The organism is Comamonas sp. NyZ500 (assembly GCF_016772095.1).
Classification (GTDB): domain Bacteria; phylum Pseudomonadota; class Gammaproteobacteria; order Burkholderiales; family Burkholderiaceae_C; genus Comamonas; species Comamonas thiooxydans.
Map to the genome: position 1 here is coordinate 179,494 of NZ_JAEIJE010000002.1, position 26,678 is coordinate 206,171.

Annotated in this window: 25 protein-coding genes; 13 read left to right on the plus strand and 12 right to left on the minus strand. The window is 62.7% G+C overall.

All coding sequences use genetic code 11. The annotated features are described in order from the left end of the window. The first annotated feature begins 67 nt into the window (after positions 1–67). The 12 genes from JAO85_RS04385 to purT all read left to right on the plus strand — a co-directional run bounded on the left by JAO85_RS04385 (position 68) and on the right by purT (position 11,003). Complete coding sequence (locus JAO85_RS04385; protein ID WP_003057968.1) at positions 68–418, plus strand: DUF4845 domain-containing protein; 351 nt, start codon at positions 68–70, stop codon at positions 416–418. Between the two features lie 9 nt (positions 419–427). Then, positions 428–1,111, plus strand: coding sequence for a ribonuclease III (rnc, locus tag JAO85_RS04390; protein WP_003057967.1), 684 nt, complete (start codon positions 428–430; stop codon positions 1,109–1,111). Beyond that, the gene (gene era / locus JAO85_RS04395) at positions 1,108–2,211 is read left to right on the plus strand and encodes a GTPase Era (RefSeq protein WP_202787584.1); all 1,104 of its coding nucleotides are present in this window, start codon (positions 1,108–1,110) and stop codon (positions 2,209–2,211) included. The genes rnc and era overlap by 4 nt, the downstream gene beginning before the upstream one ends. A 145-nt stretch (positions 2,212–2,356) precedes the next feature. Then, positions 2,357–3,136: a DNA repair protein RecO gene (gene recO, locus JAO85_RS04400; RefSeq protein ID WP_039049960.1), complete on the plus strand. Its 780-nt coding sequence runs from the start codon at positions 2,357–2,359 to the stop codon at positions 3,134–3,136. Beyond that, a complete protein-coding gene (locus JAO85_RS04405; RefSeq protein ID WP_039049959.1) occupies positions 3,133–3,906 on the plus strand; it encodes a pyridoxine 5'-phosphate synthase in 774 nt (257 codons plus the stop codon). The genes recO and JAO85_RS04405 overlap by 4 nt, the downstream gene beginning before the upstream one ends. Positions 3,907–3,970: 64 nt before the next feature. Continuing rightward, entirely contained in the window at positions 3,971–4,366 is a 396-nt protein-coding gene (acpS, locus tag JAO85_RS04410) for a holo-ACP synthase (protein ID WP_003064212.1), read from the plus strand. A gap of 56 nt (positions 4,367–4,422) precedes the next feature. Further along, positions 4,423–5,517, plus strand: a complete 1,095-nt coding sequence (gene nagZ, locus JAO85_RS04415) for a beta-N-acetylhexosaminidase (protein ID WP_202787585.1) — start codon at positions 4,423–4,425, stop codon at positions 5,515–5,517. Between the two features lie 192 nt (positions 5,518–5,709). Next, entirely contained in the window at positions 5,710–7,491 is a 1,782-nt protein-coding gene (locus JAO85_RS04420; RefSeq protein WP_202787586.1) for an ABC transporter ATP-binding protein/permease, read from the plus strand. 112 nt (positions 7,492–7,603) lie between these two features. Beyond that, positions 7,604–8,659, plus strand: coding sequence for a 6-phosphofructokinase (locus JAO85_RS04425; protein WP_003057959.1), 1,056 nt, complete (start codon positions 7,604–7,606; stop codon positions 8,657–8,659). Positions 8,660–8,713: 54 nt separating this feature from the next. Beyond that, entirely contained in the window at positions 8,714–9,184 is a 471-nt protein-coding gene (locus tag JAO85_RS04430; RefSeq protein ID WP_003057958.1) for a hypothetical protein, read from the plus strand. Between the two features lie 115 nt (positions 9,185–9,299). Next, the gene (locus JAO85_RS04435; RefSeq protein ID WP_012837270.1) at positions 9,300–9,653 is read left to right on the plus strand and encodes a hypothetical protein; all 354 of its coding nucleotides are present in this window, start codon (positions 9,300–9,302) and stop codon (positions 9,651–9,653) included. A 132-nt stretch (positions 9,654–9,785) separates the two neighbouring features. Further along, positions 9,786–11,003: a formate-dependent phosphoribosylglycinamide formyltransferase gene (purT, locus tag JAO85_RS04440; RefSeq protein ID WP_202787587.1), complete on the plus strand. Its 1,218-nt coding sequence runs from the start codon at positions 9,786–9,788 to the stop codon at positions 11,001–11,003. Between the two features lie 61 nt (positions 11,004–11,064). Here purT and JAO85_RS04445 read toward each other — a convergent pair whose 3' ends face one another. The 5 genes from JAO85_RS04445 to JAO85_RS04465 form a co-directional block, all read right to left on the minus strand. Then, a complete protein-coding gene (locus JAO85_RS04445; RefSeq protein WP_003064226.1) occupies positions 11,065–11,721 on the minus strand; it encodes a mechanosensitive ion channel family protein in 657 nt (218 codons plus the stop codon). Between the two features lie 138 nt (positions 11,722–11,859). Then, positions 11,860–12,918: a diguanylate cyclase domain-containing protein gene (locus tag JAO85_RS04450; protein ID WP_202787588.1), complete on the minus strand. Its 1,059-nt coding sequence runs from the start codon at positions 12,916–12,918 to the stop codon at positions 11,860–11,862. 113 nt (positions 12,919–13,031) lie between these two features. Further along, positions 13,032–14,060 carry a hypothetical protein gene (locus tag JAO85_RS04455; protein ID WP_202787589.1) on the minus strand — a complete coding sequence of 343 codons (1,029 nt, stop codon included), beginning with the start codon at positions 14,058–14,060 and terminating at the stop codon, positions 13,032–13,034. 162 nt (positions 14,061–14,222) lie between these two features. Beyond that, positions 14,223–15,767: a lysine--tRNA ligase gene (lysS, locus tag JAO85_RS04460; RefSeq protein ID WP_012837274.1), complete on the minus strand. Its 1,545-nt coding sequence runs from the start codon at positions 15,765–15,767 to the stop codon at positions 14,223–14,225. 242 nt (positions 15,768–16,009) lie between these two features. Continuing rightward, entirely contained in the window at positions 16,010–16,660 is a 651-nt protein-coding gene (locus JAO85_RS04465; RefSeq protein ID WP_012837275.1) for an LON peptidase substrate-binding domain-containing protein, read from the minus strand. A 60-nt stretch (positions 16,661–16,720) separates the two neighbouring features. Here JAO85_RS04465 and JAO85_RS04470 point away from each other — a divergent pair, with 60 nt between their 5' ends. Then, complete coding sequence (locus JAO85_RS04470) at positions 16,721–17,287, plus strand: YggT family protein (protein ID WP_012837276.1); 567 nt, start codon at positions 16,721–16,723, stop codon at positions 17,285–17,287. A gap of 159 nt (positions 17,288–17,446) precedes the next feature. On the opposite strand, the gene accD is transcribed toward JAO85_RS04470, so the two are convergent. From accD to asd, 7 genes are all read right to left on the minus strand, one after another. Continuing rightward, positions 17,447–18,322: an acetyl-CoA carboxylase, carboxyltransferase subunit beta gene (gene accD, locus JAO85_RS04475; protein WP_003064244.1), complete on the minus strand. Its 876-nt coding sequence runs from the start codon at positions 18,320–18,322 to the stop codon at positions 17,447–17,449. Positions 18,323–18,509: 187 nt separating this feature from the next. After that, complete coding sequence (gene trpA / locus JAO85_RS04480) at positions 18,510–19,319, minus strand: tryptophan synthase subunit alpha (protein WP_003064247.1); 810 nt, start codon at positions 19,317–19,319, stop codon at positions 18,510–18,512. After that, positions 19,316–20,608, minus strand: a complete 1,293-nt coding sequence (gene trpB, locus JAO85_RS04485) for a tryptophan synthase subunit beta (RefSeq protein ID WP_003064250.1) — start codon at positions 20,606–20,608, stop codon at positions 19,316–19,318. Before trpB ends, trpA begins: the two co-directional genes overlap by 4 nt. After that, the gene (locus tag JAO85_RS04490) at positions 20,533–21,318 is read right to left on the minus strand and encodes a phosphoribosylanthranilate isomerase (protein ID WP_003064251.1); all 786 of its coding nucleotides are present in this window, start codon (positions 21,316–21,318) and stop codon (positions 20,533–20,535) included. The genes trpB and JAO85_RS04490 overlap by 76 nt, the downstream gene beginning before the upstream one ends. A 42-nt stretch (positions 21,319–21,360) precedes the next feature. Continuing rightward, entirely contained in the window at positions 21,361–22,191 is an 831-nt protein-coding gene (truA, locus tag JAO85_RS04495) for a tRNA pseudouridine(38-40) synthase TruA (RefSeq protein ID WP_046461221.1), read from the minus strand. Positions 22,192–22,231: 40 nt separating this feature from the next. Continuing rightward, positions 22,232–25,141 carry a FimV/HubP family polar landmark protein gene (locus JAO85_RS04500; protein ID WP_202787590.1) on the minus strand — a complete coding sequence of 970 codons (2,910 nt, stop codon included), beginning with the start codon at positions 25,139–25,141 and terminating at the stop codon, positions 22,232–22,234. A 371-nt stretch (positions 25,142–25,512) separates the two neighbouring features. Continuing rightward, positions 25,513–26,625, minus strand: a complete 1,113-nt coding sequence (gene asd / locus JAO85_RS04505; RefSeq protein ID WP_003064263.1) for an aspartate-semialdehyde dehydrogenase — start codon at positions 26,623–26,625, stop codon at positions 25,513–25,515. Positions 26,626–26,678 lie beyond the last annotated feature (53 nt).

A 26,678-nucleotide genomic window follows, 5' to 3' on the forward strand; every position in this document is an offset into this window, starting at 1 on the left:
GGCAATCGTTTCGTCATTTTTCTGGGATACACGGGCAGAAACATGCCCGGCTTGAGAGGGGAAAAGCATGAAAAATCTGGCATTGCGCTCCAGGCAGCGTGGTCTGTCCTTTATCGGCCTGGTGTTTCTCGTGGCCATCATCGTGGCAGTTGCCGCAATTGGCGCACAATCGGTGCCCGTCTTCCTGGAGTACCAGGCCATCACCAAGGCGGCCAACAAGGCCGCCGCTGAAGGCAGTACCGTTGCCGAAGTCAAGGCCAGCTTCGATCGTTCGGCCTCCATTGATGATTTCAAGTCCATCTCCGGCAACGATCTGAACGTGACCAAGGTCAACGACAAGATCGTCGTGGGCTTCGAGTATTCCCGTGAGATTCATCTGGCAGGCCCTGCCTACCTTGTTTACCGTTTCAAGAAATAGACCTTTCAGGTGGAACCTGCTCTAGTCGCTCTGCAGCAAAGGCTGCAACATCAATTTGCCAACCCGGCGCTGCTGCAGCGTGCCATCACGCACCGCAGCTTTTCGGCCGACAACAACGAGCGACTGGAGTTTCTGGGCGACTCGGTGCTCAGTCTGGCCATCTCCAGCTTGCTTTACGCCAAGCTGGCCTCTATGCCCGAAGGCGATCTCTCGCGTGTTCGGGCCAATCTCGTCAAGGAAGGCACGCTGCACAAGATTGCGCTGAAGCTGCAGCTGCCCGATCTGCTGCGCCTGGGCGAAGGTGAGGCCAAGTCCGGCGGCAAGCAGCGTCCCTCCATCCTGGCTGATGCCGTGGAGGCGCTGATCGGTGCCGTCTACCTCGATGCCGGCTTTGCCGCAGGCGAGAAAGTCGTCCACCACCTCTTCGAGGGCGTGGACATCAACCCCCATATGCGTGCGGCCGACAAAGACCCCAAGACCGCACTGCAGGAATTGCTACAGGGCAAGCGCATGAAGCTGCCGCAATACCATGTGGTGGAAATCAGTGGCGCGGCGCACAAGCAGACCTTCAAGGTCGAGTGCACGATTGCCGAATGGAATATCAGCGCCCAGGGCTCGGGAGCATCCCGTCGCATGGGCGAGCAGGCAGCCGCCGCTGCCTTGCTGGAAAAAGTGAAAGCCAAAAATCCATGACCGATGCTGCTAAGAAAAAGATAGCGGGCACCGCAGGTGCAGAAAAAGCCAAGGGCCAGAAAGGCCCCAAGTCTGTGACTACCGATATCCGCGACCCCAGCCTGGACTACATCAGCGCCATGCTGGCCGCTGCCAAGCCCGGCAGCACGCCGACGGCTATCCGCGACCAGGAAGAGGAGGCTCCGGCACGCGTCTACGCGCCCGAAGAGCAGCGCTGCGGCCTGATCGCCATCGTCGGCAAGCCCAATGTGGGCAAGTCCACGCTGATGAACGCGCTGGTGGGCCAGAAGATCTCCATCACGTCGCGCAAGGCCCAGACCACGCGCCACCGCATCACCGGCATCCGCACCAAGGACGAGACCCAGTTCGTCTTTGTCGATACCCCCGGTTTCCAGACCAAGCATTCCACCGCTCTGAACAAGTCGCTCAACAAGACCGTGATGGGCGCTATCGGCGATGTGGACCTGATCCTGTTCGTGGTGGAGGCGGGCAGCTTCACGCTGGCCGATGCCAAGGTGCTGAGCCTGTTCAAGCCCGGCATTCCCACGCTCTTGATCGCCAACAAGCTCGACACCGTGGGTCGCCGCGCCGAGATCGCCCCCTGGCTGCGCGACATGCAGGAGCGCCATCCTTTTGCCGAGTTCGTGCCCATGTCGGCCAAGAACAAAAAGGACATCGAGCGCATGTATGGCATCTGCGCCAAATACCTGCCGCAGCAGCCCTGGTTCTACGGTGAGGACGAACTGACCGACCGCAGCGAGAAATTCCTGGCTTCCGAGACTCTGCGCGAGAAGCTGTTCCGCTTCACGGGCGACGAGTTGCCCTATACCTCGACGGTGGTCATCGACAAGTTCGAGGAAGAGCCCAGCCCCAAGTTCGGTCGCTTCATGCGCATTGCAGCCACCATCGTGGTCGAGCGCGACGGTCACAAGGCCATGGTGATCGGCCAAGGCGGCGAGCGCCTCAAGCGCATCTCCACCGAAACCCGTCAGGAGCTCGAAAAGCTGCTCAATGCCAAGGTGTTCCTGGAAGTCTGGGTCAAGGTCAAGTCCGGCTGGGCTGATGACGAGGCTCGGGTCAAATCCTTCGGCTACGAGTAAAATTTTTTGACCCCCACGCTCGCTCACTGCGTGTGCTCGCTGCCCCCCGAGGGGGTTCTGACCCGGCTTAGGCCGGGTTTTGCCTTGGGGCGGCCCGGCGGCAAAACCGCCCCCTTCACATTTTTGTTGTGGTACGGAGCAAGTCATGGCTAGCGCCAAACGCGTCGGCGACGAGCCCGCATACATCCTGCACCAGTACGACTGGAGCGAATCCAGCCTGATCCTGGAGGTGTTCACGCGCCATCGCGGGCGCGTGGCGCTTGCGGCCAAGGGCGTCAAGCGCCATACCTCCAACTTTCGCCCCGTGCTGCTGCCGCTGCAGCCGCTCAAGCTCAGCTACACGCTGGGAGCAGAGGGTAATGCCGAGATTCATAGCCTGAAGGGGGCGGAATGGGTGGGCGGCCATGTCATGCCCCAGGGCGATGCGCTGTGGTCGGGCATGTATCTGAACGAGTTGCTGCTGCGCCTGCTGGCGCGCGATGACCCTTATACGGCGCTGTTCGATATCTATGCCGGTGTGGTGCGCGTGCTGGCGGGTCAGCATGGCGGCACGACCGAGGCCATCGAACCCGTGCTGCGCGCCTTCGAGCTGGTGCTGCTGCGCGAACTCGGCCATCTGCCCGATCTGAGGCAGGAAAGCGCAACGCTCAGCCAGCTCAACAGTGTTTTGCGTTACACCCTGGTGGCCGACGGCGGCCTGCGCCAGGCCGCCGGCTACGAGCGCGCGGCGTTGAGAGGCCAGCAGTGGCAAGCCATAGAGCTGGCGCTGCAGGCCGAGCAGCCATTTCCGAGAACCCTGAACGCGCTGGCCGAGCCGGAGGTGGCCCAGGCCCTGAAGCCGCAATTGCGCCATCTTCTGCAATACCATTGCGGCTCAACCATGCTGCGCACCCGCCAGCTGATGATGGATCTGCAATCGCTATGAATACCCCTGCCTCCCCTCGCACCGCGCTTTCGGTCAATGTCAACAAGGTGGCGCTGCTGCGCAATACCCGCCATCTGGGCATTCCCTCGGTGACGCGTGCGGCGCAGATCTGCCTGGAGGCCGGAGCGCAGGGCATCACCATCCACCCGCGTCCCGATGAGCGTCATATCCGCGCTCAGGATGTCTTCGAGCTGCACGAGCTGCTCAAGAGCTGGCCTGGCGCCGAGTTCAATATCGAGGGCAATCCCACGCAGAATCTGATGGACTTCATTCGCCAGACGCGTCCGCATCAGGCCACCTTCGTGCCCGACAGCGAAGACCAGTTCACCAGTGACCATGGCTGGAGCTTTCCCCAGGATGCCGAACGCCTCAAGCCGCTGATTGCCGAATGCAAGGCGCTGGGCGTGCGCGTGAGCCTGTTCATGGACCCCATCCCCGAGCAGATGGCGGCGGCCAAGGCCGTCGGTGCCGACCGCGTGGAGCTCTACACCGAGCCTTTTGCCGCCAACTGGGGCAAGGCCGAGCAGGAGCAACAACTGCAGACCTATGCCAGGGCCGCGCAGGCCGCGCTGGATGCCGGGCTGGGCATCAATGCCGGCCATGACCTGAATCGCGACAATCTGGCCGCCTTTGTGGCCCGGGTGCCGGGTCTGGCCGAAGTCTCCATCGGCCACGCCCTGATTGCCGATGCGCTGGAGCTGGGCTATGCCGAGACCGTCAAGGCCTATCAGGCCTGCATCGACGCCGGCATGGCAGGTAAGAATTCCTGAAAAGATAGCTGCCGGCGCTTTGTTGGTAAGCGTTTAAGGCCTTTTTCTCTATAAGGAGCCATGGATGATTTACGGCATCGGCACCGATATCTGCGATGTGCGCCGCATACGCGCAAGCCTGGAAAAGCATGGCGAGCGTTTTGCCCGCAAGGTTCTGGCCGATGGCGAACTGGCGACCTGGAAGGCACGCAGCGAGCGCTGGCCCGAGCGCGGCATCCGCTACATGGCCACGCGCTTTTCGGCCAAGGAGGCGTTCAGCAAGGCCGTGGGCATGGGCATGGTCATGCCCATGACCTGGCGTCATTGCGAAGTCATCAAGCTGCCCAGCGGCCAGCCTGCGATTCGTCTGCATGGCGAACTCAAGGAGTGGTTCGAGAAAAACAATCTGACGGCGCACCTGTCCGTCACCGATGAATCCGACTACGCAGCCAGCTTTTGTGTCGTCGAAAGAAAAGAATGAAATCAGCCTCTGGTGCCTGATACATAGGCGCTGACAGCTATGGAAATTTTTAAGTCATGAGCATGCATGCACCTCTGATCATTGATATTGCCGGCACATCGCTGACTGATGTGGACCGCGCGCGCCTGGCCCATCCTCTGGTGGGCGGCATCATTCTCTTCAAGCGCAACTGGCAGGATCGCAGCGCGCTGGTCCAGCTGTGCGCCGATATCAAGGCCGTCAAGCCCGACCTGCTGATCAGCGTGGACCACGAAGGCGGCCGCGTGCAGCGCTTTCGCACCGATGGCTTCACGCATCTACCGCCGATGCGCGCCTTTGGCGAGATGTGGATGGATGATGGCGGCAAGGGCCGAAAATACCGCGAAGGCAGCGGCGCCATGCGGGCCATGAACGCCGCCACGGCCGCCGGCTATGTGCTGGGCACGGAGCTGCGTGCCTGCGGTGTGGATTTCAGCTTCACGCCCGTGCTGGATCTGGACTATGGCGAGTCCTCGGTCATCGGTGACCGCAGCTTTCACCGCGACCCGCGCGTGGTGGCCACACTGGCCAGGAGCCTGATGCAGGGTCTGCTGCAGGCCGGCATGGGCAACTGCGGCAAGCATTTTCCCGGTCACGGCTTTGTGAAGGCCGACTCGCATGTGGACATTCCCGTCGACAAGCGCAGCCTGACGGCCATTCTCGACGAAGACGCCGCTCCCTATCCCTGGCTGTCCAGCGTGCTCACGGCCGTCATGCCCGCCCATGTGATCTACCCCAAGGTGGACAAGAGCCCGGCGGGCTTCAGCGAGAAATGGCTCAAGGACATTCTGCGCGCCCGTCTGCGCTATGACGGAGCCATCTTCAGCGACGATCTGAGCATGGAGGGCGCGCGCCGCATCGACGGCGCACTCATCAGCTACACCGATGCCGCGTTGACGGCCCTGAATGCGGGCTGCGACATGGTGCTGCTGTGCAACCAGAGCCTGGGTTTGGGCGAGCATGTGGACGAGTTGCTGGACGGCATGGATGCCGCGCTGCGCGACGGCCGCTGGGTGCCCGATATCGACTCCGAATCGCGCCGTGTCTCGCTGCTGCCCGACACCGAACCCCAGGCCTGGGACGACCTGATGCGCCAGCCTGCCTATCTGCAGGCGCTGGATCTGCTGCCCTAGGCGGCACTGAGCCGGCCCGCCATCCGCTGCCTTTGACGCAAGGGCAGCGGATTTTTTTATGCCTTTCGAAGGCTGGGCAGGTCGGCTGCCGGAATTTAAGTCTGGCCTCAGTTAGCCGGCTTAGGGTGTGCTCAGAAGCCTGGCAGCGGCATCGCCGTGGCGCCAGCGGTTCATGAATCACCGAAAGCCTGCATGACTTCCAAGAGCCCGGGACCTGAGTCCCGCAAAAACCGGTCGGGCGTGCTGCGCCAGGCCTTTTCGCTGACCCGGCCCTATTTTCAGTCCGAGGAGAAATGGAAGGCCTGGGGGCTGCTGGCCGCCATCGTGGGCCTCAATCTCGCCGCGGTGTTCATGCTGGTGCAGATCAATGAATGGAACCGGGTGTTCTATGACGCATTGCAGAACAAGCAGGCCGAGGTGTTCTGGCAGCAGCTATGGCGCTTTCTCTGGCTGGCCCTGGTGTACATCGTCATCGCGGTCTACAAGTTCTATCTGACGCAGTTGCTGCAGCTCAACTGGCGGCGCTGGCTGACCGAGCACATGTTGCAGCGCTGGCTGTCGGCCAAGGCGTTCTACCGGCTGGAGCTGGGGCGCTATGGCGTGGACGGCAATGCCAAGGCCCCCGACAACCCCGATCAGCGGATTCAGGAGGACTTGAATCTGTTCACCACCTATACCGTGTCGCTGTCCATGGGGCTGCTGAATGCGGTCGTCACCTTTGTGAGCTTCGTCGGCATTCTGTGGAGCCTGAGCTCCGTCGTCGATGTCAGTTTGCCGGCCATGTTCGGCGGCGGGCAGCTGCAGATTTCCGGTTTCATGGTCTGGATGGCCGTGCTGTATTGTCTGGTCGGCAGCGCGATCACCTTCTGGATCGGCAAGCCCCAGGTCCGACTCAACAACCGCCAGCAGCAACTGGAGGCCAACTTCCGCCATCACATGATCCGCGTGCGCGAGCATGCCGAGGCGATCGCCCTGGACGGTGGCGAGCGCGTGGAGGGTGCTCAGATCGGCCTGCGTTTCGGCGACGCCCTGGGCAACTATCTGGACCTGATCAAGAAGCAGAAGAGTCTGGGTTGGTTTACCAATTTCTTCGGCCAGGCAGCCGTGGTCTTTCCCTTCATCATTGCGGCACCGCGTTTTTTCAGCGGCACCATCCAGCTGGGTCAGCTCATGCAGATAGGCTCGGCCTTCAATCAGGTGCAGGACTCGCTGAGCTGGATCGTCAACAACTACTCCGATATCGCTGCCTGGAGGGCCACGACTGCGCGTCTGGCGGGATTTGACGAGAGCCTGCGTGAGGAGGAGGACAGCCAGGCCGGTGTGCAGCTCGTGCCGTCTACCCAGTTGCAGACCCAGGCGCTCGATGTTTTCCTGCCCGCAGGCGGTCGCATCGTGACGGATGCTAGCCTCCGGATACGCCCGGGCCAGAGGCTGTTGATCAGCGGGCCTTCGGGCAGCGGCAAGTCCACCTTGCTGCGGGCGTTTGCTGGCATCTGGCCCTATGCGCGAGGTCAGGTGAAGCGGCCTCTGGACGCAATGTTCATTCCTCAGCGCCCTTATTTTCCCGACGGCAGCCTGCGCGATGCCCTGGCCTATCCGGAGCCGGCGGCAAGCTACAGCGACGCTGAGCTCAAACAGGTCTTGCGCGAGGCGCAGTTGCCGCAGCTGCAGGAGCGGCTGGACAGCCAGGCGGCCTGGAACAGCAGCCTGTCGGGAGGCGAGCAGCAGCGGCTGTCCGTGGCGCGGGTCCTGCTCAAGCGTCCGGCCTGGGTGTTTGCGGACGAGGCCACGAGCGCGCTGGACAATGCTGCCGAAGCGCAGATCTACAGCCGGCTGGTGCAACTGGTGCAGGGCAGGGGCGGGGCACTGGTTTCGGTGGCCCACCGCGACAGCGTGACGGAGTTCCACACGGCCCGCTGGCTGCTGCAGCCGCAGCAAGGGATCCGGGAGGCCGACCTGCCCGGGAGCCGCTGAGGCAGGCAGGTTCGGGGACAAGCAGTCTCAACCACGGTGCAGGCATGGGAGGCTCTGGCAGCGACTTTCTCGTGGGATGATGTGCATTCGAGAATCTTTGGAGAGCGAGCCCATGCGCGTTGGTGTGCTGACCGGTGGCGGCGATTGCCCCGGCCTCAATGCGGTGATCCGTGCGGTCACCAAGTCCCTGATCAACCATGGCCAGTGCGAGGTACTGGGCATTGCCGACGGCTTTGAAGGGCTGATGGATGCCAGTCCGCGCGTCAGAGCGCTGAGCTGGGACGAGGTCAGCGGCATTCTGCATATCGGCGGCACGATCCTGGGCACCAGCAACAGCGCCAACCCGCTGCGCGATGCGGCCACGCTGGCCCAGGTGGGGCGCAACGTCAAGGCGCTGGCACTGGATGTGGTGGTCGCCATCGGCGGCGACGGCACCATGAGTCTGGCCCATGGCCTGGCGCAGGTGGGACTGCAATGCGTGGGCGTGCCCAAGACCATTGATAACGACATTGCCAACTGCGAGCGCAGCTTCGGCTTCGACACGGCCGTGGCCACGGTGACCGAAAGCCTGCGCCGCATCGAGAGCACGGCCATGAGCCACCACCGCGTGATGATCGTGGAGACCATGGGCCGCCATGCGGGCTGGCTGGCACTGGAGTCCGGCATCGCCGGTGCTGCCGACATTATTTTGCTGCCCGAGATCGATTACGACCTGCAGTCCATCATCAAGGTCTGTCAGGAGCGCGAGCGGCGTCAGCGCTACACCATCATCTGCATCGGCGAGGGGGCCAAGGAAAGCGGCCAGAGCCTGACGGTGCGCGAGCGGATTGCGCACAGTCCCGACCCCGTGCGTCTGGGCGGTGTCGGCCATGTGCTGCGCGAGCGCCTGCAACCCCATCTCCAGAGCGAGGTGCGCACCACGGTGCTGGGGCATGTGCAGCGCGGCGGCGATCCGACGCCGTTTGACCGGGTGCTGGCCACGCAGTTCGGCCACCATGCTGCGCAACTGGTGCTGGGCGGCCAGCTGGGCCATATGGTCACGCTGCAGAACGGCCGCATCGGCAGTGTGGCGATTGCCGATGTGGCCAACACCCAGCGCACCGTGCCGTTGGACAGCCCGCTGCTGACCATGGCGCGCGATATCGGAATTTGCTTTGGCGAGGCCTGAGCTGCGCTAAGGTGTGAGCCTGCGCGCACTTTCGGCGCGCCGGAGAAATTCAGCATGGACCGACATGAAGAAGCCGTGATGCAGCTGCTCACGGCCAACGGTGAGACTTTTGTGGCCCCCAAGTACGAGGTGGCCGATGGCTGGCAATGTCCGGCTTTCGTGGCATTGCGCCCGGCTCGTCGCCAGGTCTATGTGGTCGAGGTATCGGCTTCCGGCTATCCGCTGGCGCTGGTCAACCGACTCAACGAGCGGGTCGAGAAATGGTATGCCCCGCTGCTGTCGCAGCTGCACGGCCTGGGCATCACGCAGCCCGACTGGGAGATTGCCTGCCTGGTGTTTGTGCGCAGCGATCAGATCGACTGGCTCAAGGAACGCGTCAAGGACCTGAGCGGCGTGCATGTGCTGGGTCTGGAGCAGGCCAGCAGCCCCTGGGTCTGGGACGATGCGGTCTGGACTTCCGAGATGCGATTCGACGCGGGAAGCATTCCGCAGCGTGGCGGCAAGGCTGTCGGTCTGACGCACTGATACCCACCGAAAAAATCCATGATATTGGCCTCACTCCCTTTGTCTTGAAGCGATTGAAGCTATCTATTTGGTAGAGATGCTGGGCCATGAACATCACTCACTCGCAGGTAGACAGATGACTCTTTTCCGAATTCTGATTGTGACGGCTTTGAGCGCCTGCGCCGCTGCCGCCCAGGCTGCAGACTGGCAGATCTGCGATCTCAAGGTGCAGGTGCGAGAAAAGCAAAGCGGTGGCCGCGCGCTGCAGACCCGCGTGCTCGAAGCCAAAGCCAGCGGCGATGCCGAATGTCCGCAGCCAGGCACGGCGCTGAGCTTCAGACCCGAAACGGCGGACTATCAAAGCGAGCTGCCGCGCAGGCAGTGGCCCGGTCCCGGTGCTGCCGTGACGGTACGCTTTCGCTATCTGGACGGGCAATGCAAGAATCGCGGCGCCTGCCGCATCGAGCATTACTCGCCAATGCCGCACTGAATCTTCAGTCAGCCGCGCCATGCGCTTCATCGGTCGGCGCTGAAAGCGGCCGAATTGCCAAGCTGCAGTCACGAGAGGCTTGCCTGCTCGCCTATGATCGGGGGCTCGGCCCCATATATGCAGGATGCAACCATGACCACCCTAGGAACCCCTCTCTCCCCCAATGCCACCAAAGTCATGCTGCTGGGCAGCGGCGAGCTGGGCAAGGAAGTGCTGATTGCCCTGCAGCGCCTGGGCGTGGAAACCATTGCCGTGGACCGCTATGAAAACGCGCCTGGCCAGCAGGTGGCCCACCATGCGCGCACCATCACCATGAGCGATCCGGCTCAGCTCAAGGCGCTGATCGAAGAGCTCAAGCCCGATCTGGTCGTGCCCGAGATAGAGGCCATTGCCACGCCCATGCTGGAAGAGCTGGAAGCCGCAGGCGTCATCACCTGCATTCCCACGGCCCGCGCCGCGCGTCTGACCATGGACCGTGAAGGTATTCGCCGTCTGGCCGCTGAAACCCTGGGTCTGCCCACCAGCCCTTATCGTTTCTGCGACTCCTTGGTCGAGCTGCAAGCCGCGATCGACGGCAGCGACGGCCAGCCCGCCATCGGCTACCCCTGCGTGGTCAAGCCCGTGATGAGCAGCTCTGGCAAGGGCCAGAGCAAGATCGACGGCCCTGCCGATGTGGCCAAGGCCTGGGATTACGCCATGGCCGGTGGCCGTGTCGCCAAGGGCCGCGTGATCGTCGAAGGCTTTATCGACTTCGATTACGAAATCACCCAGCTGACCGTGCGCGCCAAGGGTGCAGATGGTCAGATCGAAACCCATTTCTGCGACCCCGTGGGCCATATCCAGCAGGCCGGAGACTATGTGGAGAGCTGGCAGCCCCACCCCATGCATCCTGCCGCGCTCGAGAAATCGCGCCAGATTGCCAAGGCCGTCACCGACGACCTGGGTGGTCTGGGCCTGTTTGGCGTGGAACTGTTTGTGAAGGGCGAGCAGGTCTGGTTCAGCGAAGTCTCGCCACGTCCTCATGACACAGGTCTGGTGACGCTGTGCACGCAATGGCAAAGCGAGTTCGAGTTGCATGCCCGCGCGATTCTGGGTCTGCCCGTGGATGCCAGCCTGCGCAACCCTGGTGCCAGTGCCGTGATTTATGGCGGTCAGGATGCCGAAGGCCTGGTGTTTGATGGTGTGGAGCAAGCCCTGGCAGTGCCCGGCACCGATTTGCGCCTCTTTGGCAAGCCCGAGAGTTTCGTCAAGCGTCGCATGGGCGTGGCCCTGGCGCGCGCTGGCGATGTGGAGCAGGCCCGTGTGAATGCCAAGCTGGCTGCCAGCAAGGTCAGGCCGCGTCTGCCCTGACGAAATCAAAAAAGGGCTTCTCAGGAAGCCCTTTTGCATGGAGGCCGGGTATCGGTCGGTCTCAGCCCGAGGCAGCGGCGCTGCCGCCAGGAGTCGTGATGGCCACGGCGCAGGCTTCCTCCTGGCTGGTGGCTGGCGTGTTCTCCGTCACCACCGGCATGCCGCCTTTCCAGCGGCGAATGACGCGCTGGAAAATCAGGGAGTTGGGAATCTGCAGCAGATTGGGCATGCCTGCCGGTGCGCTGTCATCTTGCAAGGTGATGTAGAGCATATTGAGGTCGATCACGCGGCCCTTGGCTCCAGGCTTCTCGGCAGTGTCGAGCACCTCTATATAGTCGCCCAGACGGAAGGGGCCGACGGTGACGATCAGCAGCGCGCAAAACAGATTGGAGAGCACGCTCCAGGCTGCGAAGAAGGCAACGGCACCCACTGTGGCAAAGCCGGTGAAAGCCGTCCAGAGCACGGTAGCCGACATGCCCAGGCGCTCCAGAATCGCCAGTATGGCGGCGGCGATGATGATCCAGCGAAACACCCCGCGCAGCGGCATGAGCAGCTCATGAGGCAGGTCATAGGCCTTGCCTGCACGCGAGATGATGCGCTTGATGAGCCAGTTGATCAGCCAGGCCACCAGGATGATGAGAAAGATCTGAACCCCGGGAATCAGGATTTCAAGCCAGTCCTGCATCCAATCGGGCAGGTGCATTTGAAGACGACGCATAACCAGTCACTCTAGAAAAACGGCAGAGGTCAGCCACGACGGGCTGACAGGACAATGCGCCAATCCTAGCGTCTCTTGAGAGCGAAGCTGATAAGTGTCGAATGGGCAGGCAGTGCCGCAACGCTGCTTGGCGGACTGCTAGATCTGTCTCTGCTCTATGGTGTCCATCTGCATCTCGAAGCTGAAGAAGCGGTTACGCCCTTGAGATTTGGCGGCATACAGGGCTTCGTCGGCTCGCATCAGCATGGATTCGGCGCTGGTGTGCTCGTCGGGAATGCAGGTGGTAATCCCGCCGGAGAGGGTCAGCGGAATATCCTCGGCGGCTCCTGGCGGGCGAATCTTGAGGAACTTGAGCATTTGGCCGAGAGCACGTGCGAACGTCATCGAGCCGGAACGCGGGGTATTGGGCAGGATCATGGCAAACTCTTCACCGCCATAACGTGCGGCGATGTCGCGCGGGCGCACGCAGACTTCGCGCAGCAGACGCCCGACCTGCTTGAGGCATTCGTCACCCTGGACATGGCCGTAGGTATCGTTGAAGTGCTTGAAGTGATCGAGGTCGCAAAGCATCAGCGTCAGCGGCCTGCTCTCGCGCCTTGCCGCAGCAATTTCGGCATGCAGCATGCGATCGAGGCCTCGACGATTGACCAGACCCGTGAGCGCATCGAGCTCCACCATTTCGTTGAGCTTTTGATTCGCCAGATGCAGCTCTGCAGAGACCGTGACCAGGCGACGGCGCATGTCCAGCAGGCGGCGCATGGCGCGCAGCTTGGCGACCAGCACAATGGGTTTGACGGGTTTGACCAGGTAGTCGTCGCCCCCCGCCTCAATACCGCGCCAGACGTCCAGATCGTTGTCCAGGCCGGAGAGAAAGATGATGGGTGTCCACTCGCCGGGCTCGGCCTCGCGCAGCTGACGCGCGACCCAATAGCCGTCTTCGCCGGGGAGGCGGATGTCCAGCAGCACCAGATCGGGTCTTTCACTGCGAAATAGTGCCAGCGCGGTGCGGCCGCTTTCGGCTTCCAGCACCTGTGTCACACCGGCCTGGCGAAGTTCCGTCACCAGAGCAGCTCGCATGACTGCCTGATCCTCGACGACCAGTACGGAGAACGGCGTCGCAGAATCGGGTGACGAGAACCGTGCCCCGCTGGATTCGATGGCAGACAAAGCTGATGCAGAAGATGGCAGAGCTGTCATGAGAGGAAGGTCAGGGTCAGACTCATCGGTAGTTCAGGCATGGTCTGGGAAATATATTGTTACTTTATACGCCGGTTTCAAGCAACAGGCTTTGTGAATGGTCACGGACATGCTCAGGCCAATGCCAGAGAGGAGTGCGCTTTGCTGCGTTCATCGTGCCAGATGACGAAAGTCTGTGCCGCTGAACACAGCGTCGTCGCGCCCAGTTGATCGATAAAGCGGCAGGCCGCGAACTGCGTCGATCTTGTTTCATAAACCGACACCCACTGCTGGCGTGCAGTCTGAGAGGCGGCAGACAGGGGCCAGCGCCTTTCCTGGCCCGACAGACCGTTCAGGCCCATGCGCCATGGTTTGCCGCTGACTCGGGCGCGAAAGCACTGCTGCTGGTTGCACAGCATGGCGTAGAGCGGATCAACCTCCAGTTGCTGGAACAGCCCCTGGACCTCGGGCGAGGAGGGGGCGAGTGCGGCGTGGGTGACAATGACGCGCAGTCCTTTGGGCGTTTCGTAGACGCGCAAGCCCCAGTCCGGGTGCCTGGCTGAGAACGCCCGAACTTTTGCCAGTGCAATATCCACAGGCGGTGGCAGGCGGGCATTGCTGCGCTGCGTCTGGCGGGCATGCAGCCATTGCTTCAGGCCTGACCAGAAGATCAGGCCGATGCTGGCCACCAGCAGCATCAACATCGCCGCACCGAGACTCCAGGTCAGCGGGGTCATCCACAGCCAGGGCAGGGCCAGAGCCAGCAGCAGCGACGAAATGACAGGGAAGCGGGCAGGCTTTTTCTGATGTGGGAAGTCGATATCGGCAATGGCCACGTTCTCTGTATTCAGGCAGTGTGCGCCATAGCTGTTGCGCGTCATGACGGATTCATCACGCCGCTCCAGCACCTCTTCGCGAATGGGTGTGGCGCCGTCCAGCCCGTATTCGGTGCGCCATTCCATGCGCTCGAAGTATTCGGGCAGGTTGCGCTTGGCAGCGGCAGCGAGAGCCGCCTCCAGTGCCTGCTGTGCTCTTTGCTGAGCATGAGCCTGGGCATCGGACTCGCTGTTGTCAGACCAGCCCCAGCGTTGAACGGTGACGCCATGGCGTACGCCGGTCTGATGACGTAGTCTTGCCTGAGCCCAGTATTGGGGAATCTGCATGTCAAGCAGTATAGCCAGCCAGTATTGCGACAGCCTATTTTGAATAGTGGCCGGTGCGCAATCTGGCTGTGTCGGTGGCTATTGGTGTCTCAGTCGCGGATCGTCCTCGGCTCGTCAGGCCATGTTGTTCCGCAACGCCCGAGCCGGGCGCACAGCCGCTTCTCAGACCTCGCGGCGCAATGCCGGGAACAGAATCACGTCGCGGATGCTGGCGCTGTCGGTCAGCAGCATCATGAAGCGGTCGATACCGATGCCGCAGCCGCCGGTGGGGGGCATGCCGTATTCCAGGGCGCGCACAAAGTCGTGGTCGAAGTACATGGCTTCGTCGTCGCCGCTGTCCTTGGCTTCCACCTGGGCATTGAAGCGGGCGGCCTGGTCTTCGGCGTCATTGAGCTCGGAGAAGCCGTTGCCGAATTCGCGGCCCGTGATGTAGAGCTCGAAGCGCTCGGTCACTTCGGGACGCTCGTCGTTGGCACGCGCCAGCGGCGAGATCTCGGTGGGATGCTCCATGATGAAGGTGGGGTTCCACAGCTTATCTTCCACCACCTCTTCGAAGTACAGCACCTGCAGGCTGGCCAGGGTGCGGGTGGACAACTTGTCCTTGTCTTCCTTCATGCCCAGCTTCTTCAGGGCATTGGTCAGCCATTCGCGGTTGCCCACGTTGTCGCCGGCTTCGGTGTATTTGACGATGGCTTCGGGGATGGTCAGGCGTTCAAAGGGCTTGGCCAGGTCCACGGGCTTGCCGCCATAGCTCAGCTCCAGCGTGCCAACGGCCTTCATGGCCGCGTCGCGGATCAGCTTTTCGGTGTAGTCCATCAGATCCTGGTAGTTCCAGTAGGCCGCGTAGAACTCCATCATGGTGAACTCGGGGTTGTGGCGCACCGAGATACCTTCGTTGCGGAAGTTGCGGTTGATCTCGAACACGCGCTCGAAACCGCCGACGATCAGGCGCTTGAGGTAGAGCTCGGGCGCGATGCGCAGGTACATCTCCTGGTCCAGCGCATTGTGGTGGGTGATGAAGGGCTTGGCATTGGCACCGCCGGGGATGGGGTGCAGCATGGGTGTCTCGACTTCCAGGAAGCCGTGTTCGACCATGAAGTCGCGGATGCCGGCCACAGCCTTGCTGCGGGCCACGAAGCGCTTGCGGGCTTCTTCGTCGGTCATCAGGTCCACATAGCGCTGGCGCACCTTCTGCTCCAGGTCGGCCATGCCGTGGAACTTGTCGGGCATGGGGCGCAGGCTCTTGGTGAGCAGGCGGATTTTCGTGGCCTTGATCGACAGCTCGCCGGTCTTGGTCTTCATCAGCTGACCTTCGACGGAGATGATGTCGCCCAGATCCCATTTCTTGAAGTCGGCGTAGACCTCTTCACCCACGGCATCGCGGGTGACATAGGCCTGGATACGACCCGTGGCGTCCTGCACGGTGGCAAAGCTGGCCTTGCCCATCACGCGCTTGAGCATCATGCGACCAGCCACGCTGACGGCAACGGCTGCAGCGTCCAGGGCTTCGGCATCCTTGTCGCTGTGCTCGGCGATCAGGGCTGCGGCGCGATGCTCGGGCTTGAAGTCGTTGGGAAAGGCAACGCCGCCGTTGGCCTTGGAAGACTCGCGCAGGGCTTTGAGTTTTTCGCGGCGCTCGGCGATGAGTTTGTTTTCGTCCTGAGGGGCGGTGTTTTCTGCCGCAGAAGAGATGTTTTGTTCAGTCATGAAAAGAGAGCGCCAGCGACAAGCGCCGGTTGGAGGCCAGGAATGGGGGCGCGGCAAGGATAGCCGCTGCCCGAAACCGGTGATTTTAAGTTTTTTGCCGAGTCAGCGGTAAGCGACCGGGCAAAGCGCTCGCAGGAACTGCGGAATGTCGCATCCATGGCCCAGACTGCAGCCGAGCCAGCCAGCTGAATGCTGCCGAAAAAGTAGTGTTTCTACACCGCCGTTAAAGGGATGAGTCAAATTCAGGCTTCCTCCTGTGGGCCTGATCCGGTAATGCCGCTTTGCTCCAGCACATCGGCAATCAGCTCCAGTCGCAGCAGCGGGGCATCCAGTGTCATGAGCTGCTGCTTGACCCGCACCGGCAGGGGCAGCATCTCGGCCCAGCGATTGGCAACCCAGGCGCAGTCATGCATCTGCGTCGGAGTGGGCAGTTGCGCGTGGTCGGGGTCGTGGCTGTGCAGGTTCAGCAAGGCCTGAGCCAGTGCATAGGAGGTGCTGAGCAAATGCTTGGGGACAGTGACCTTGGGGTCGTCGGGCAGCATGGCGACATCGGCTACCCACAGGCCATGCGGCAGTTGCCAGCAGCGCTGGATGTGAAAGCGCTGGACGCCCTTGCATTGCAGGTGCAGCAGTCCGGGCTGAGGGGAGTCGAGCCGGGCGATATGGGCCAGCACGCCCTCCGAGTGCAGGCGCTCGGTCTGGGCGCCGGCCTTGCGCACCTCCTGTCCCGACTGCAGCGCAACCACGCCGAAAGGGGCGTCGGCATGCTGGCATTTGCGGATCATGTCCAGATAACGCACCTCGAAGACCTGCAGGCTCAGCAGGCCTTCAGGAAACAGCACCGTGTTCAGCGGGAACAGGGGCAGGGAATGCAGACTTTGCGTATCGGTCATGGTGCCCGGCTATCATCCCACGAATGGGTGAGTTGCTCACTGTTTTCTGAATTGGGTCACATGCTGTTTGAAATCGTTTTGTTTCTGCTGGATGTCGTCGTCGGGTTGATCAGCGGGGCCTGCCTGCTGCGCATGTACATGCAGGCGCAGCGTGTGCCGTTCGGCAATCCCGTAGGACAACTGGTCTTTGCGTTGAGCGACTGGATCGTCATGCCGTTGCGCAAGATCGTTCCCGCCAAGGGCCGCTGGGACAAATCCAGCCTGATTGCTGCCTTGCTGCTGCAGCTGGCGCAGGTGCTGTTGATCTGGCTGCTGCTGGGTGGCAAGGGATCGGTTCTGGCGCTGCCATGGCTGGCGTTGTGCGGGCTGATCAAGGTCATTCTGTCCGGCATGATGGGCATCTTGCTGATCTACGCCATCCTGTCCTGGGTGCAGCCCTATTCGCCCATCTACGGCGTGCTGCAGCGTCTGGCCGATCCGCTGGTGGCACCTATCCGCAAGGTGGTGCCCCTGATAGGCAATGTGGACTTTTCGGCGTTGATTGCCCTGATTGGCCTGCAGGTGCTGCTGATGGTGCTCAACTATGTGCAGGCTGGCGGCCTGTCCATGATTGCCGGGGTGCGCTAGGGGGCTGCCCGGGCCGGGAAAGCCGTATTGCCCGGAGCCTCGTCAATTCCAAAGCCTGCTGTGTGGTGTGTTTTGGATGTTCCGAGGTGCTAAAGCTGACAAAAAAGGCTGACGCAGATGAATGCTGCGTCAGCCTTTTTGCTTTTGGTCGGCCGGTGCTTATTCCACGGCGTCCGCTGGCAGGCGTTGCAGCATGGCCAGAGAGCTGGAGACGCGATCACGCAGCTCGCGGCGGTCCACGATCATGTCCACGGCACCTTTGTCCTGCAGGAACTCGGCGCGCTGGAAGCCTTCGGGCAGTTTCACACGCACGGTGGTTTCGATCACGCGGGGGCCGGCAAAGCCGATCAGGGCCTTGGGCTCGGCAATCACGATATCGCCCACGAAGGCGAAGCCGGCGGACACACCGCCCATGGTCGGGTCGGTCAGCACGGAGATATAGGGCAGACCCTTCTTGGCCAGACGTGTCAGCGCGGCATTGGTCTTGGCCATTTGCATCAGCGACAGCAGACCTTCCTGCATGCGGGCACCACCGGTGGCGGTGAAGCAGATGAAAGGCACTTTCTGCTCGATGGCGGTTTCCACGCCGCGCACAAAGCGTTCGCCGACCACGGAACCCATGGAGCCGCCCATGAAGTCGAACTCGAAGCAGGCCACGACCACATTGATGCTCTTGACGGAGCCGCCCATGACGATCAGTGCATCGGTCTCGCCGGTGTTCTCCAGCGCTTCCTTCAGACGCTCGGGGTACTTGCGGCTGTCCTTGAATTTCAGCGGGTCGACAGGAATGACTTCCTGTGCGATTTCATAGCGGCCTTCGGCGTCGAGGAAATGGTTCAGACGCGCGCGCGCGCCAATGCGGTGGTGGTGGCCGCAGGTCGGGCAGACGTTCTGGTTCTTTTCCAGATCGGTCTTGTACAGAACGGTTTCGCAGCTGGGGCACTTGATCCACAGACCTTCGGGAATCTGCTGGTGGCGTTCCGTCGGATTGGTCTGCTGGATTTTTGCAGGCAGAAGTTTTTCAAGCCAGGACATGGTTATTTCCTTTTCAGTTTCCACTGCACTGCGCGCCACCCGCAACCCATGAGGGCGGCGCGGCGCAGGCACTGGCGCAATCCCGGTCAGGGACAGCGAGCAAGGGCCGCCCCGCTGCGAGGCTGTCGTCCCCCTTCAAGGGGGAAGCAGCGAAGCCGCTCAGGGGGTGGCTGATTTCAGGGCAGCATTATGCGTCGAGAGCCTTTCGCACACCACGCAGAAAGTCTATTGCCAAAGGAACGATCTTCTCGTGGGGCTGGTTGTCGAGCAGGTCAATGATGCGGCTGCCGATGATGACGGCGTCGGCAACCTGGCCCACGGTCTGTGCGGTCTGGGCATCGCGAATGCCGAAACCCACGCCCACGGGCACGCTGACATGCTGGCGAATGCGCGGCAGCATGGCCTCCACGGCCGAAGTGTCCAGTGCGCCCGAACCGGTCACGCCCTTGAGCGAGACATAGTAGACATAGCCGCTGGCCACGCGCGCCACCTGCTGCATGCGCTCCTCGGTGCTGGTGGGAGCCAGCAGGAAGATCAGGTCCATGTCGCGGGCTTTGAGCTTGGCTGCAAACTCTTCGCACTCCTCGGGCGGATAGTCCACGATCAGCACGCCATCGACGCCGGCAGCCGCCGCATGGTTGACGAAGGCATCCTCGCCATGGATCTGGTCGTAGCGTTCCACGGGGTTGGCATAGCCCATCAGCACCACGGGCGTGGTCTGGTCCTTTTTGCGGAACTCGGCCACATAGGCCAGTACCTGGCTCAGGCCCACGCCGTTGGCGATGGCTTTGTCGCCCGCGCGCTGGATGGTGGGGCCGTCGGCCATGGGGTCCGAGAAGGGCACGCCCAGCTCGATCACGTCGGCACCGGCTTCCACCATGCCGTGCATGAGGGAGGGGGTGATGGCGGCAAATGGAAAGCCTGCAGTCACATAGGGAATCAGGGCCTTGCGGCCTTCTTCCTTGAGCTTGCTGAAAGTGGCGGTAATTCGGCTCATAACTTGTTGCCCCCTGCGGCAGCCTTGGCTGCATCATGTCCGGGAGCGCCCTTGACGGTGAGACCGCGCATGGAGGGACGGTCGAAATATTCGGCACCCGAGAGGTCGGCCACGGTGCCGATGTCCTTGTCGCCACGGCCCGATAGGCTGACGAGAATCGACTGGTCGGCGCGCATGGTCTTGGCCAGCTTCATGGCATAGGCCACGGCGTGGCTGGACTCGAGAGCCGGGATGATGCCTTCGGCGCGGCACAGATAGTGGAAGGCGTCCAGCGCCTCCTGATCGGTGATGCCCACATACTGGGCACGGCCGATTTCCTGCAGCCATGCATGTTCAGGGCCCACGCCGGGGTAATCCAGGCCGGCGCTCACCGAGTGGGTCTCGGTGATCTGGCCGTTTTCGTCCTGCAGGATGAAGGTGCGGTTGCCGTGCAGCACGCCCGAGCTGCCTTTTTGCAGCGAGGCCGAGTGCTTGCCGGACTCCAGGCCTTCGCCCGCCGCTTCCACGCCGAACAGCTGGGTGTTCTCGTAGGGGATATAGGGGTAGAAGATGCCCATGGCATTGCTGCCGCCGCCCACGCAGGCGACTACCGCGTCGGGCTGCTTGTCGGCGCCCAGGAACTCGGGCATCTGCGTCAGGCACTCGTCGCCGATGACTTTCTGGAAGTCGCGCACCATCATGGGATAGGGATGGGGGCCGGCCACGGTGCCGATGATGTAGAAGGTGTTGTCCACATTGGCCACCCAGTCGCGCATGGCTTCGTTGAGCGCATCCTTGAGCGTCCTGGAGCCCGATTCCACGGGCACCACGGTGGCGCCCAGCAGCTTCATGCGGTAGACATTGGGGCTTTGACGCTTCACGTCCTCGGCGCCCATGTAGACGATGCATTCAAGGCCGTAACGAGCGCAGATGGTGGCCGTGGCCACGCCGTGCTGACCGGCACCCGTCTCGGCAATGATGCGCGGCTTGCCCATGCGCTTGGCGAGCATGGCCTGGCCGATCACATTGTTGATCTTGTGTGCGCCCGTGTGGTTGAGGTCCTCGCGCTTCAGATAGATCTGCGCGCCGCCCATTTCACGGCTCATGCGCGAGGCGTGATAGACGGGCGAGGGACGGCCTACATAGTGTGCCAGCTCGGACTGGAATTCGGCGATGAATTCGGGGTCGTTCTGATACTTAGCGTAGGCCTCACGCAGCTCGGTGAGCGCGTGGGTCAGGGTTTCGCTGGCGAAGCTGCCGCCGTAGCGGCCGAAATGGCCGTGGACGTCGGGATACTGGTATTCAAACATGTGTCAGTCTGCAAAATTTGGGCATCAGCTGCGCGTACAGCAGCAATGAAGCGATGAATCTTGTGGGCATCCTTGATGCCTTTGAGGGGCTTGCCGTCGGGGCCTTCGGCCTCGACTCCAGAGCTCACATCAACGGCCAGAGACAACCCGCGAGGGCGCACTTGCAAGATGCCATCGGTCACGTTTGCAGGCGTGAGTCCACCAGACAAAACGAGGTGAGAGTCGACGCTTGTTGGCAGAAGTGACCAATTGAATGCCTTGCCGCCGCCACCATAACCATCGACATGGGCGTCGAGCAGGATGGCTTGGGCCTTTGAATAACGTTGGGCATATTCTACGAGGTCAAATCGCGCCGCATCGTCTCCAAGGGGTATGCGCGCCGCGCGCAACCAGGGCTGGACGCCCCGGGTGGCGGCCTCGCAATCCGCTGCCGATTCATCACCATGAAATTGCACGCAGGCGTTGGGTATTAGGGCGCAAGCAGCTATCACATTGGTAGCTGTTTCATTCACAAAGAGCAAAACAGGTGTGACAAAGGGCGGCAGCCGCCGGGCCAGCTCGGCCGCGCGCTGCAGCGTCACGGCACGCGGGCTTGGCGCATAAAGCACAAAGCCGACGGCATCGGCACCGGCGGCCACTGCAGCGTCGACATCCTGCTCGCGGGTCAGGCCGCAGATCTTGATGCGGGTGCGGGGGGCAATGGAAGACATGGCAAATCTCTGGCGTTGCAGCAATCGCTGGCCGCTGGCCGCTCAGGGCAGCCAGGCAAACGGGGGGGTGTCTACAGGCAGGCCCCAGCGCGTATCGTAAATGGGGCCGAGAAAGTACAGACCGTCAGGGGAGAAGGTGGGGGCTGCCACTTCGCGCGAGCGTGCCTCCAGCACTTGCTGCATCCATTCCACGGGCTTGGAGCCCTGGCCCACGTAGATCAGGCAGCCCATGATGTTGCGGATCATGTGGTGCAGAAAAGCGCTGCCCTCGAACTCGAAACGCCAGTAGCCGCATTCCATCTGTCCGTCGCGCATGGGTGCCTGGCCTGCGGGACGGTAGTGGATGTCGATGCGGCGCAGGGTCTTGACCGGGCTCTTGGCCTGGCAGCCTGCCGCGCGAAAGGACGAAAAATCATGCTCGCCCAGCAGCAGGTCGGCGGCTGCACGCATGCGCTGCGCATCCAGGGCCTGAAACACCCAGCCCACGCGGCCATGGTCGACGCTGGGGCGCACGGGTGACTGCAGCAGCACATAGGCATAGCGGCGTGCAGTGGCACAGGCCCGGGAATGGAAGCCATTCGGGCCGTCGGCGACCTCGGCTGCCCATTGCACGGCGATGTCCTTGGGCAGGAAAGTGTTGGTGCCGCGCACCCAGGAGTTGGGCGTGCGCTGCAACTCGGTGTCAAAGTGCACGACCTGCATCAGGCCGTGCACACCGGAATCGGTGCGACCGGCGCAGATGGTGGAGACTTCTTGAGCAGCAAAGCGGCCCAGGGCCGCTTCGAGTTTGTCTTGTACGGTGTTGCCATCGGGTTGGCTTTGCCAGCCGCGATAGGCCTGACCGTTGTAGCTGACGCCAAGAGCTATGCGCATGGCATGGCTCCCGGCGCGGGGTCTGAATGCATCAAATCAATCAACCAATCTGAGAGAGAAGGCTGTGAGCCTTGGCCTTGAGATCGCCATGGGCTTCGGCGATCACTTCCTCGATCAGTGTACGCGCTCCGTCGCTGTCGCCGATGGCATTGAACTCTTCGGCCAGGGCCAGTTTGGTGGCCAGCGGGTCTTCGGGTTCGGAGGGCGCTGGCACGGCATCGATTGGCGCAGCGATATCGGATGTGCCCAGGTCCAGCGACAGGCCGCTGAGGTCGAAGGTCACATCGGCTTGCGCAGGGGCGGCGGCAGGGCTGGCGGCCTCTTCACCCGGTTGCTGCAAGGTCAGGGCTTCGATGTCCTGCTCTGTGTCCAGGCGCTCCTGGCTGGAAGATAGTTCCAGCGGCGCAGTTTCCTGTCCGCTCTCGGCCTCGGGCTGTGCCTGCGAAGGCAGTGTGAAGCTGTCGAGGTCGAACTCGAGCGCATTCAGGGAGCTTTGCTCGGCGGGCGCGGGAGCTGCGACAGGGGCCGGGGCTTGAGATGCCGTGGCGGGCAGGCTGAACGAGGCCAGATCGTCGAGGTTCAGGTTCAGGCCATTGTCTGCTGCGGGTGCTGGCTCGGATGCGGTGACAGGGGTGTCCCACTGTGCCAGTGCCGCGAAATCCTGCTCGTTGGGCAAGGAGACGGGTTCGGAGGCCACAGGCGCTGCGCTGGCTGCGGTGTCAGGCAGGTCCGCCGGCAGCTCCAGATCCATGTCGAAGTCCATGCCGGCGGGCTCTGTGGGTGGCCCTTCGTGGCTGGCAGCGGCTTCCGCAGCCTGTGCAGCAGCCAGTGCCGAGCCAAAGCCCACGGCGGCGGCCACACCGCCTTGCAGGGCGCTCGAGGGATCGGTGGGGCTGAAGGCGCTTGGGGTCGCAGCTGCCGCTGCATGAGCCTGGGGAGCTCCGCCCAGCTGGTAAGTCAGATTTTCCGGATCCAGGATACGGCCCTGATCGGCCAGCCGCTGCCATTCGGGCCCCTTGCCCTGGGTCAGGGCAAAGACGTTGTTGGCTACAGATGCGTAGGCCATGCGGTCATGGCGCTTGGCATAGATTTCAGCCAGCTTCTGGTGCAGCACCAGGCGGTTGGGGTCGCTGCGCAGCGCTTCCTTGAGGATTTCCTCGGCCTGCAGGTCGCGGCCGTAAGCCAGGTACACATCGGCTTCGGCCAGCGGGTCCACATCGCCGGCGTCGAGCTGGCTGGGAGAGTACTGCATGGACTGGCCCGACATCTGGCTGCTGCTGGTCGTGGTGTCCACGCGCTGGCCGCCGCTGGCGCCGAAGAAGGAGTCCGCTGACAGCTGGCTGTCGCCCAGCGTGCTGTCCGCGCCTGCCGCAGCGGCTTTGCGACGCTGAGAAACACGGTAGCCGCCATAGCCCAGAAGCAGGGCCAGCAGTGCTGCGCCAGCCAGCGGGATGGTCGGGTCTTCCATCAGGCTGTCGATGAAGCTGGGCTCTTCGGGAATGGGGGCCGGTGCTGCCACAGGCTTGGGAGGTGCAACCGGTGCCGGTGCGGGCGCTGCAGGCTCGGCTGCGGCCTGTGCCGGTTCGCCTTCGGCCGGAGCTGGTGCAGGCGCGGTGTCGCCTGGCTTGCCGGCATCGGCTGCAGCCGCCTCGGGTGTGACTGGGGGCGCAGACGTTGCAGCCGCATCAGCAGCCGGTGCGAGGGCAGGCGCTGCAGCATTGGCGGCGCTGGCCGCGGGTACGGTGACTGCAGGGCTTGCCGCTGGTGCAGCTGCAGCCGGGGCGCTTGCTGCGGGAGCTGCGGCCGTACCTGCAGGTTTGGTGGCTGCCGCAATCTGGCTTAGCTCGGCCATATTGCGCTTGAGCTCATCGGCACGCGCAGACTGGTCTGCTGCCTGTTTTTGCTGGGCCACTTGCTCATCGGCAGCCACGCCCTTGACGGAGCCCTTGGACAGGGTCAGCTTGTCGGGGGCTGCGGTGGCGGCCTTGGCATCGGCGACATGGGCCTGAACCTGGCCGGAAGCGCTGCGCGATGCAGCTTCCACAGGAGCCACAGGTGCCACGCCAGCCAGTTGACGGCGGAACTGGTTGAAATCCTGAGACTGGGCCGCCATGATCTGGCGGGCTTCCTTGGCCGAGGTGGCCTGGGCGGCCGCCTGATCGGGCAACTGAATCACCGCGCCGCTGCGCATGCGGTTGATATTGCCATTGACAAAGGCCTGCGGGTTGCTGCGCAGCATGGCGACCAGCATCTGATCAAGCGAGACGCCTGCTGGCTTGTGCGATGCAGCAATGCGACCTGCGGTGTCGCCTGTCCTGACGCGAACTTCATCGCTGCTGCCAGCCGGTGCCGCAGTGCCGGCCTGGCGTTTTCGCTGAGGCTTGGTTGCAGCTTCGTCCTGATCGCGGTCATTGCGCAGGTCCCGGCCGGCCGTGTTGACAGGGCTGGACGCCGGGCGTGCAGTCACGGCGGGACGCGCAGGCGCAGGCACCACGGCAGGCGTGGCCTGGGCAGCGGTGGTGGGCGCAGGAGCAGGGCGGCGCGTTGCAGGAGGGTCGAGCAGCAAGGTGTAGTTGCGCTGCAGCTTGCCCGATGCCCAGTTGGCATCGATCACCAGGTCGACAAAGGGATCATTGACCGGCTGAAAGCTGCTGAGCTTGAGCACGGCCGAGCCGTTGGCACGTTTTTGCACCTGCACGCGCACCGAGTTGGCCGTGCCCGTGAATTCCATGCCCTGGGCACGGAATGCAGCTGGCGATGCGATAGCTGCCTGCAGGCTGTCGGCCTCGGCAGCGCTGAGTTGAGGGATCTCGACCTCGGCACGCAAGGGCTCGCCCAGAGCCGACTGCACCGTGATGCGACCCAGCGCCAATGCCCATGCATCGGTGGCCGGGAGGCTTGACAGTGCGAGGGTGGCTGCGGCGAGCGCAGATAGTTTCCAGCGTTGCATAGGGCTCAGACTTGATTCGTGCAGCCTACAGCCCTCTTGTTCTTGATCGGGTTTGTGGCTGCGGTGCACATAAAAATTGGAAATTCCAGCAGGCGGCAAAGGTCTCTCGGCCCGGCGGACACAGTTTGCATTGTCAACGACGCTATTGCAATGTGAGCAAAAGCATGGCTGGCAAGGCTCTCAATTGTTGTCGATTGGCAACGAGATGAAACCTAATGTAGGTTTGCTGACGGTTTGCATTCGCCCGAATAAGCGGGCAATTGTCGCCCAAGCCTGGAGCTTGGACATGAAAAAAGCGCCGGCCATCACGAGGATGACTGGCGCTTTGCTGTGCTGGATCAAGCCATTCGCAGGCTTGATGGTGGACGGGATCAGGCTGCCAGCAGGATGCGCAGCATGCGACGCAGCGGCTCGGCAGCACCCCACAGCAACTGGTCGCCGATCACGAAGGCCGAAACGTACTCGGGGCCCATGTTGAGCTTGCGCACACGACCGACGGCCACTTCCAGACCGCCGGTGGTGGCAGCAGGAGTCAGCTCCTTGACGGTCAGTGCGCGGTCGTTGGCCACGAACTTGACCCAGGGATTGCCGCCCTTGATCAGGGCCTCGATCTCTTCCAGGGGCAGGTCCTTCTTGAGCTTCAGGGTCAGGGCCAGAGAGTGGCAGCGCATGGCGCCGATGCGCACGCACAGGCCGTCGACGGGGATCGTGGCTTCGGTGCCGAGAATCTTGTTGACCTCGGCCTGGCCCTTCCATTCTTCCTTAGACTGGCCGTTGGGCAGCTGCACATCGATCCAGGGGATCAGGCCGCCAGCCAGAGGCGCGCCGAAGAATTCGGTGGGCACATCTTCGCGGATGGTCTGGGCCACCTTGCGGTCGATTTCGAGAATCGCCGAAGCAGGAGTCGCCAGCTCGTCGGCGACGGCGGCGTGCACCACGCCCATGCCCTTGAGCAGCTCGCGCATGTGGTTGGCGCCACCGCCCGATGCGGCCTGGTAGGTCATGGAAGAGACCCATTCCACCAGACCGGCCTTGAACAGACCGCCCAGACCCATCAGCAGGATGGAGTTGGTGCAGTTGCCGCCAATCCAGTTCTTGCCGCCGGCGGCCAGCTTTTGCTGGATCAGGTCGTCGTTGACGGGGTCGAGCACGATGACGGCGTCGTTCTCCATGCGCAGCGAGGAGGCGGCGTCAATCCAGTGGCCGTTCCAGCCGGCGGCGCGGATCTTGGGGAAGACTTCCTTGGTGTAGTCGCCGCCCTGGCAGGTGATGATGATGTCGCACTTGGACAGCTCGGCGATGTCGTTGGCGTCCTTCAGCTCGGTGTGCACCGTGGCCATGGCCGGGGCCTTGCCACCTGCATTGGAGGTGGAGAAGAACACGGGCTCGATCAGCGCGAAGTCGCCTTCGGCCTGCATACGATCCATCAGCACGGAGCCGACCATGCCGCGCCAGCCCACCAAACCTACCAATTGCTTGCTCATTTGAAACGCCCTTTCAGTTTTGAAAACAGTAGCTTGAGACTGATTCGTCCGGC

Bases quoted from the DNA above. Each gene is read 5' to 3' on its own strand.
- JAO85_RS04385 (WP_003057968.1), top strand. From the start codon at position 68: ATGAAAAATCTGGCATTGCGCTCCAGGCAGCGTGGTCTGTCCTTTATC.
- era (WP_202787584.1), top strand. From the start codon at position 1,108: ATGACCGATGCTGCTAAGAAAAAGATAGCGGGCACCGCAGGTGCAGAA.
- recO (WP_039049960.1), top strand. From the start codon at position 2,357: ATGGCTAGCGCCAAACGCGTCGGCGACGAGCCCGCATACATCCTGCAC.
- JAO85_RS04405 (WP_039049959.1), top strand. From the start codon at position 3,133: ATGAATACCCCTGCCTCCCCTCGCACCGCGCTTTCGGTCAATGTCAAC.
- acpS (WP_003064212.1), top strand. From the start codon at position 3,971: ATGATTTACGGCATCGGCACCGATATCTGCGATGTGCGCCGCATACGC.
- nagZ (WP_202787585.1), top strand. From the start codon at position 4,423: ATGAGCATGCATGCACCTCTGATCATTGATATTGCCGGCACATCGCTG.
- JAO85_RS04420 (WP_202787586.1), top strand. From the start codon at position 5,710: ATGACTTCCAAGAGCCCGGGACCTGAGTCCCGCAAAAACCGGTCGGGC.
- JAO85_RS04425 (WP_003057959.1), top strand. From the start codon at position 7,604: ATGCGCGTTGGTGTGCTGACCGGTGGCGGCGATTGCCCCGGCCTCAAT.
- JAO85_RS04430 (WP_003057958.1), top strand. From the start codon at position 8,714: ATGGACCGACATGAAGAAGCCGTGATGCAGCTGCTCACGGCCAACGGT.
- JAO85_RS04435 (WP_012837270.1), top strand. From the start codon at position 9,300: ATGACTCTTTTCCGAATTCTGATTGTGACGGCTTTGAGCGCCTGCGCC.
- purT (WP_202787587.1), top strand. From the start codon at position 9,786: ATGACCACCCTAGGAACCCCTCTCTCCCCCAATGCCACCAAAGTCATG.
- JAO85_RS04445 (WP_003064226.1), bottom strand. From the start codon at position 11,721: ATGCGTCGTCTTCAAATGCACCTGCCCGATTGGATGCAGGACTGGCTT.
- JAO85_RS04450 (WP_202787588.1), bottom strand. From the start codon at position 12,918: ATGACAGCTCTGCCATCTTCTGCATCAGCTTTGTCTGCCATCGAATCC.
- JAO85_RS04455 (WP_202787589.1), bottom strand. From the start codon at position 14,060: ATGCAGATTCCCCAATACTGGGCTCAGGCAAGACTACGTCATCAGACC.
- lysS (WP_012837274.1), bottom strand. From the start codon at position 15,767: ATGACTGAACAAAACATCTCTTCTGCGGCAGAAAACACCGCCCCTCAG.
- JAO85_RS04465 (WP_012837275.1), bottom strand. From the start codon at position 16,660: ATGACCGATACGCAAAGTCTGCATTCCCTGCCCCTGTTCCCGCTGAAC.
- JAO85_RS04470 (WP_012837276.1), top strand. From the start codon at position 16,721: ATGCTGTTTGAAATCGTTTTGTTTCTGCTGGATGTCGTCGTCGGGTTG.
- accD (WP_003064244.1), bottom strand. From the start codon at position 18,322: ATGTCCTGGCTTGAAAAACTTCTGCCTGCAAAAATCCAGCAGACCAAT.
- trpA (WP_003064247.1), bottom strand. From the start codon at position 19,319: ATGAGCCGAATTACCGCCACTTTCAGCAAGCTCAAGGAAGAAGGCCGC.
- trpB (WP_003064250.1), bottom strand. From the start codon at position 20,608: ATGTTTGAATACCAGTATCCCGACGTCCACGGCCATTTCGGCCGCTAC.
- JAO85_RS04490 (WP_003064251.1), bottom strand. From the start codon at position 21,318: ATGTCTTCCATTGCCCCCCGCACCCGCATCAAGATCTGCGGCCTGACC.
- truA (WP_046461221.1), bottom strand. From the start codon at position 22,191: ATGCGCATAGCTCTTGGCGTCAGCTACAACGGTCAGGCCTATCGCGGC.
- JAO85_RS04500 (WP_202787590.1), bottom strand. From the start codon at position 25,141: ATGCAACGCTGGAAACTATCTGCGCTCGCCGCAGCCACCCTCGCACTG.
- asd (WP_003064263.1), bottom strand. From the start codon at position 26,625: ATGAGCAAGCAATTGGTAGGTTTGGTGGGCTGGCGCGGCATGGTCGGC.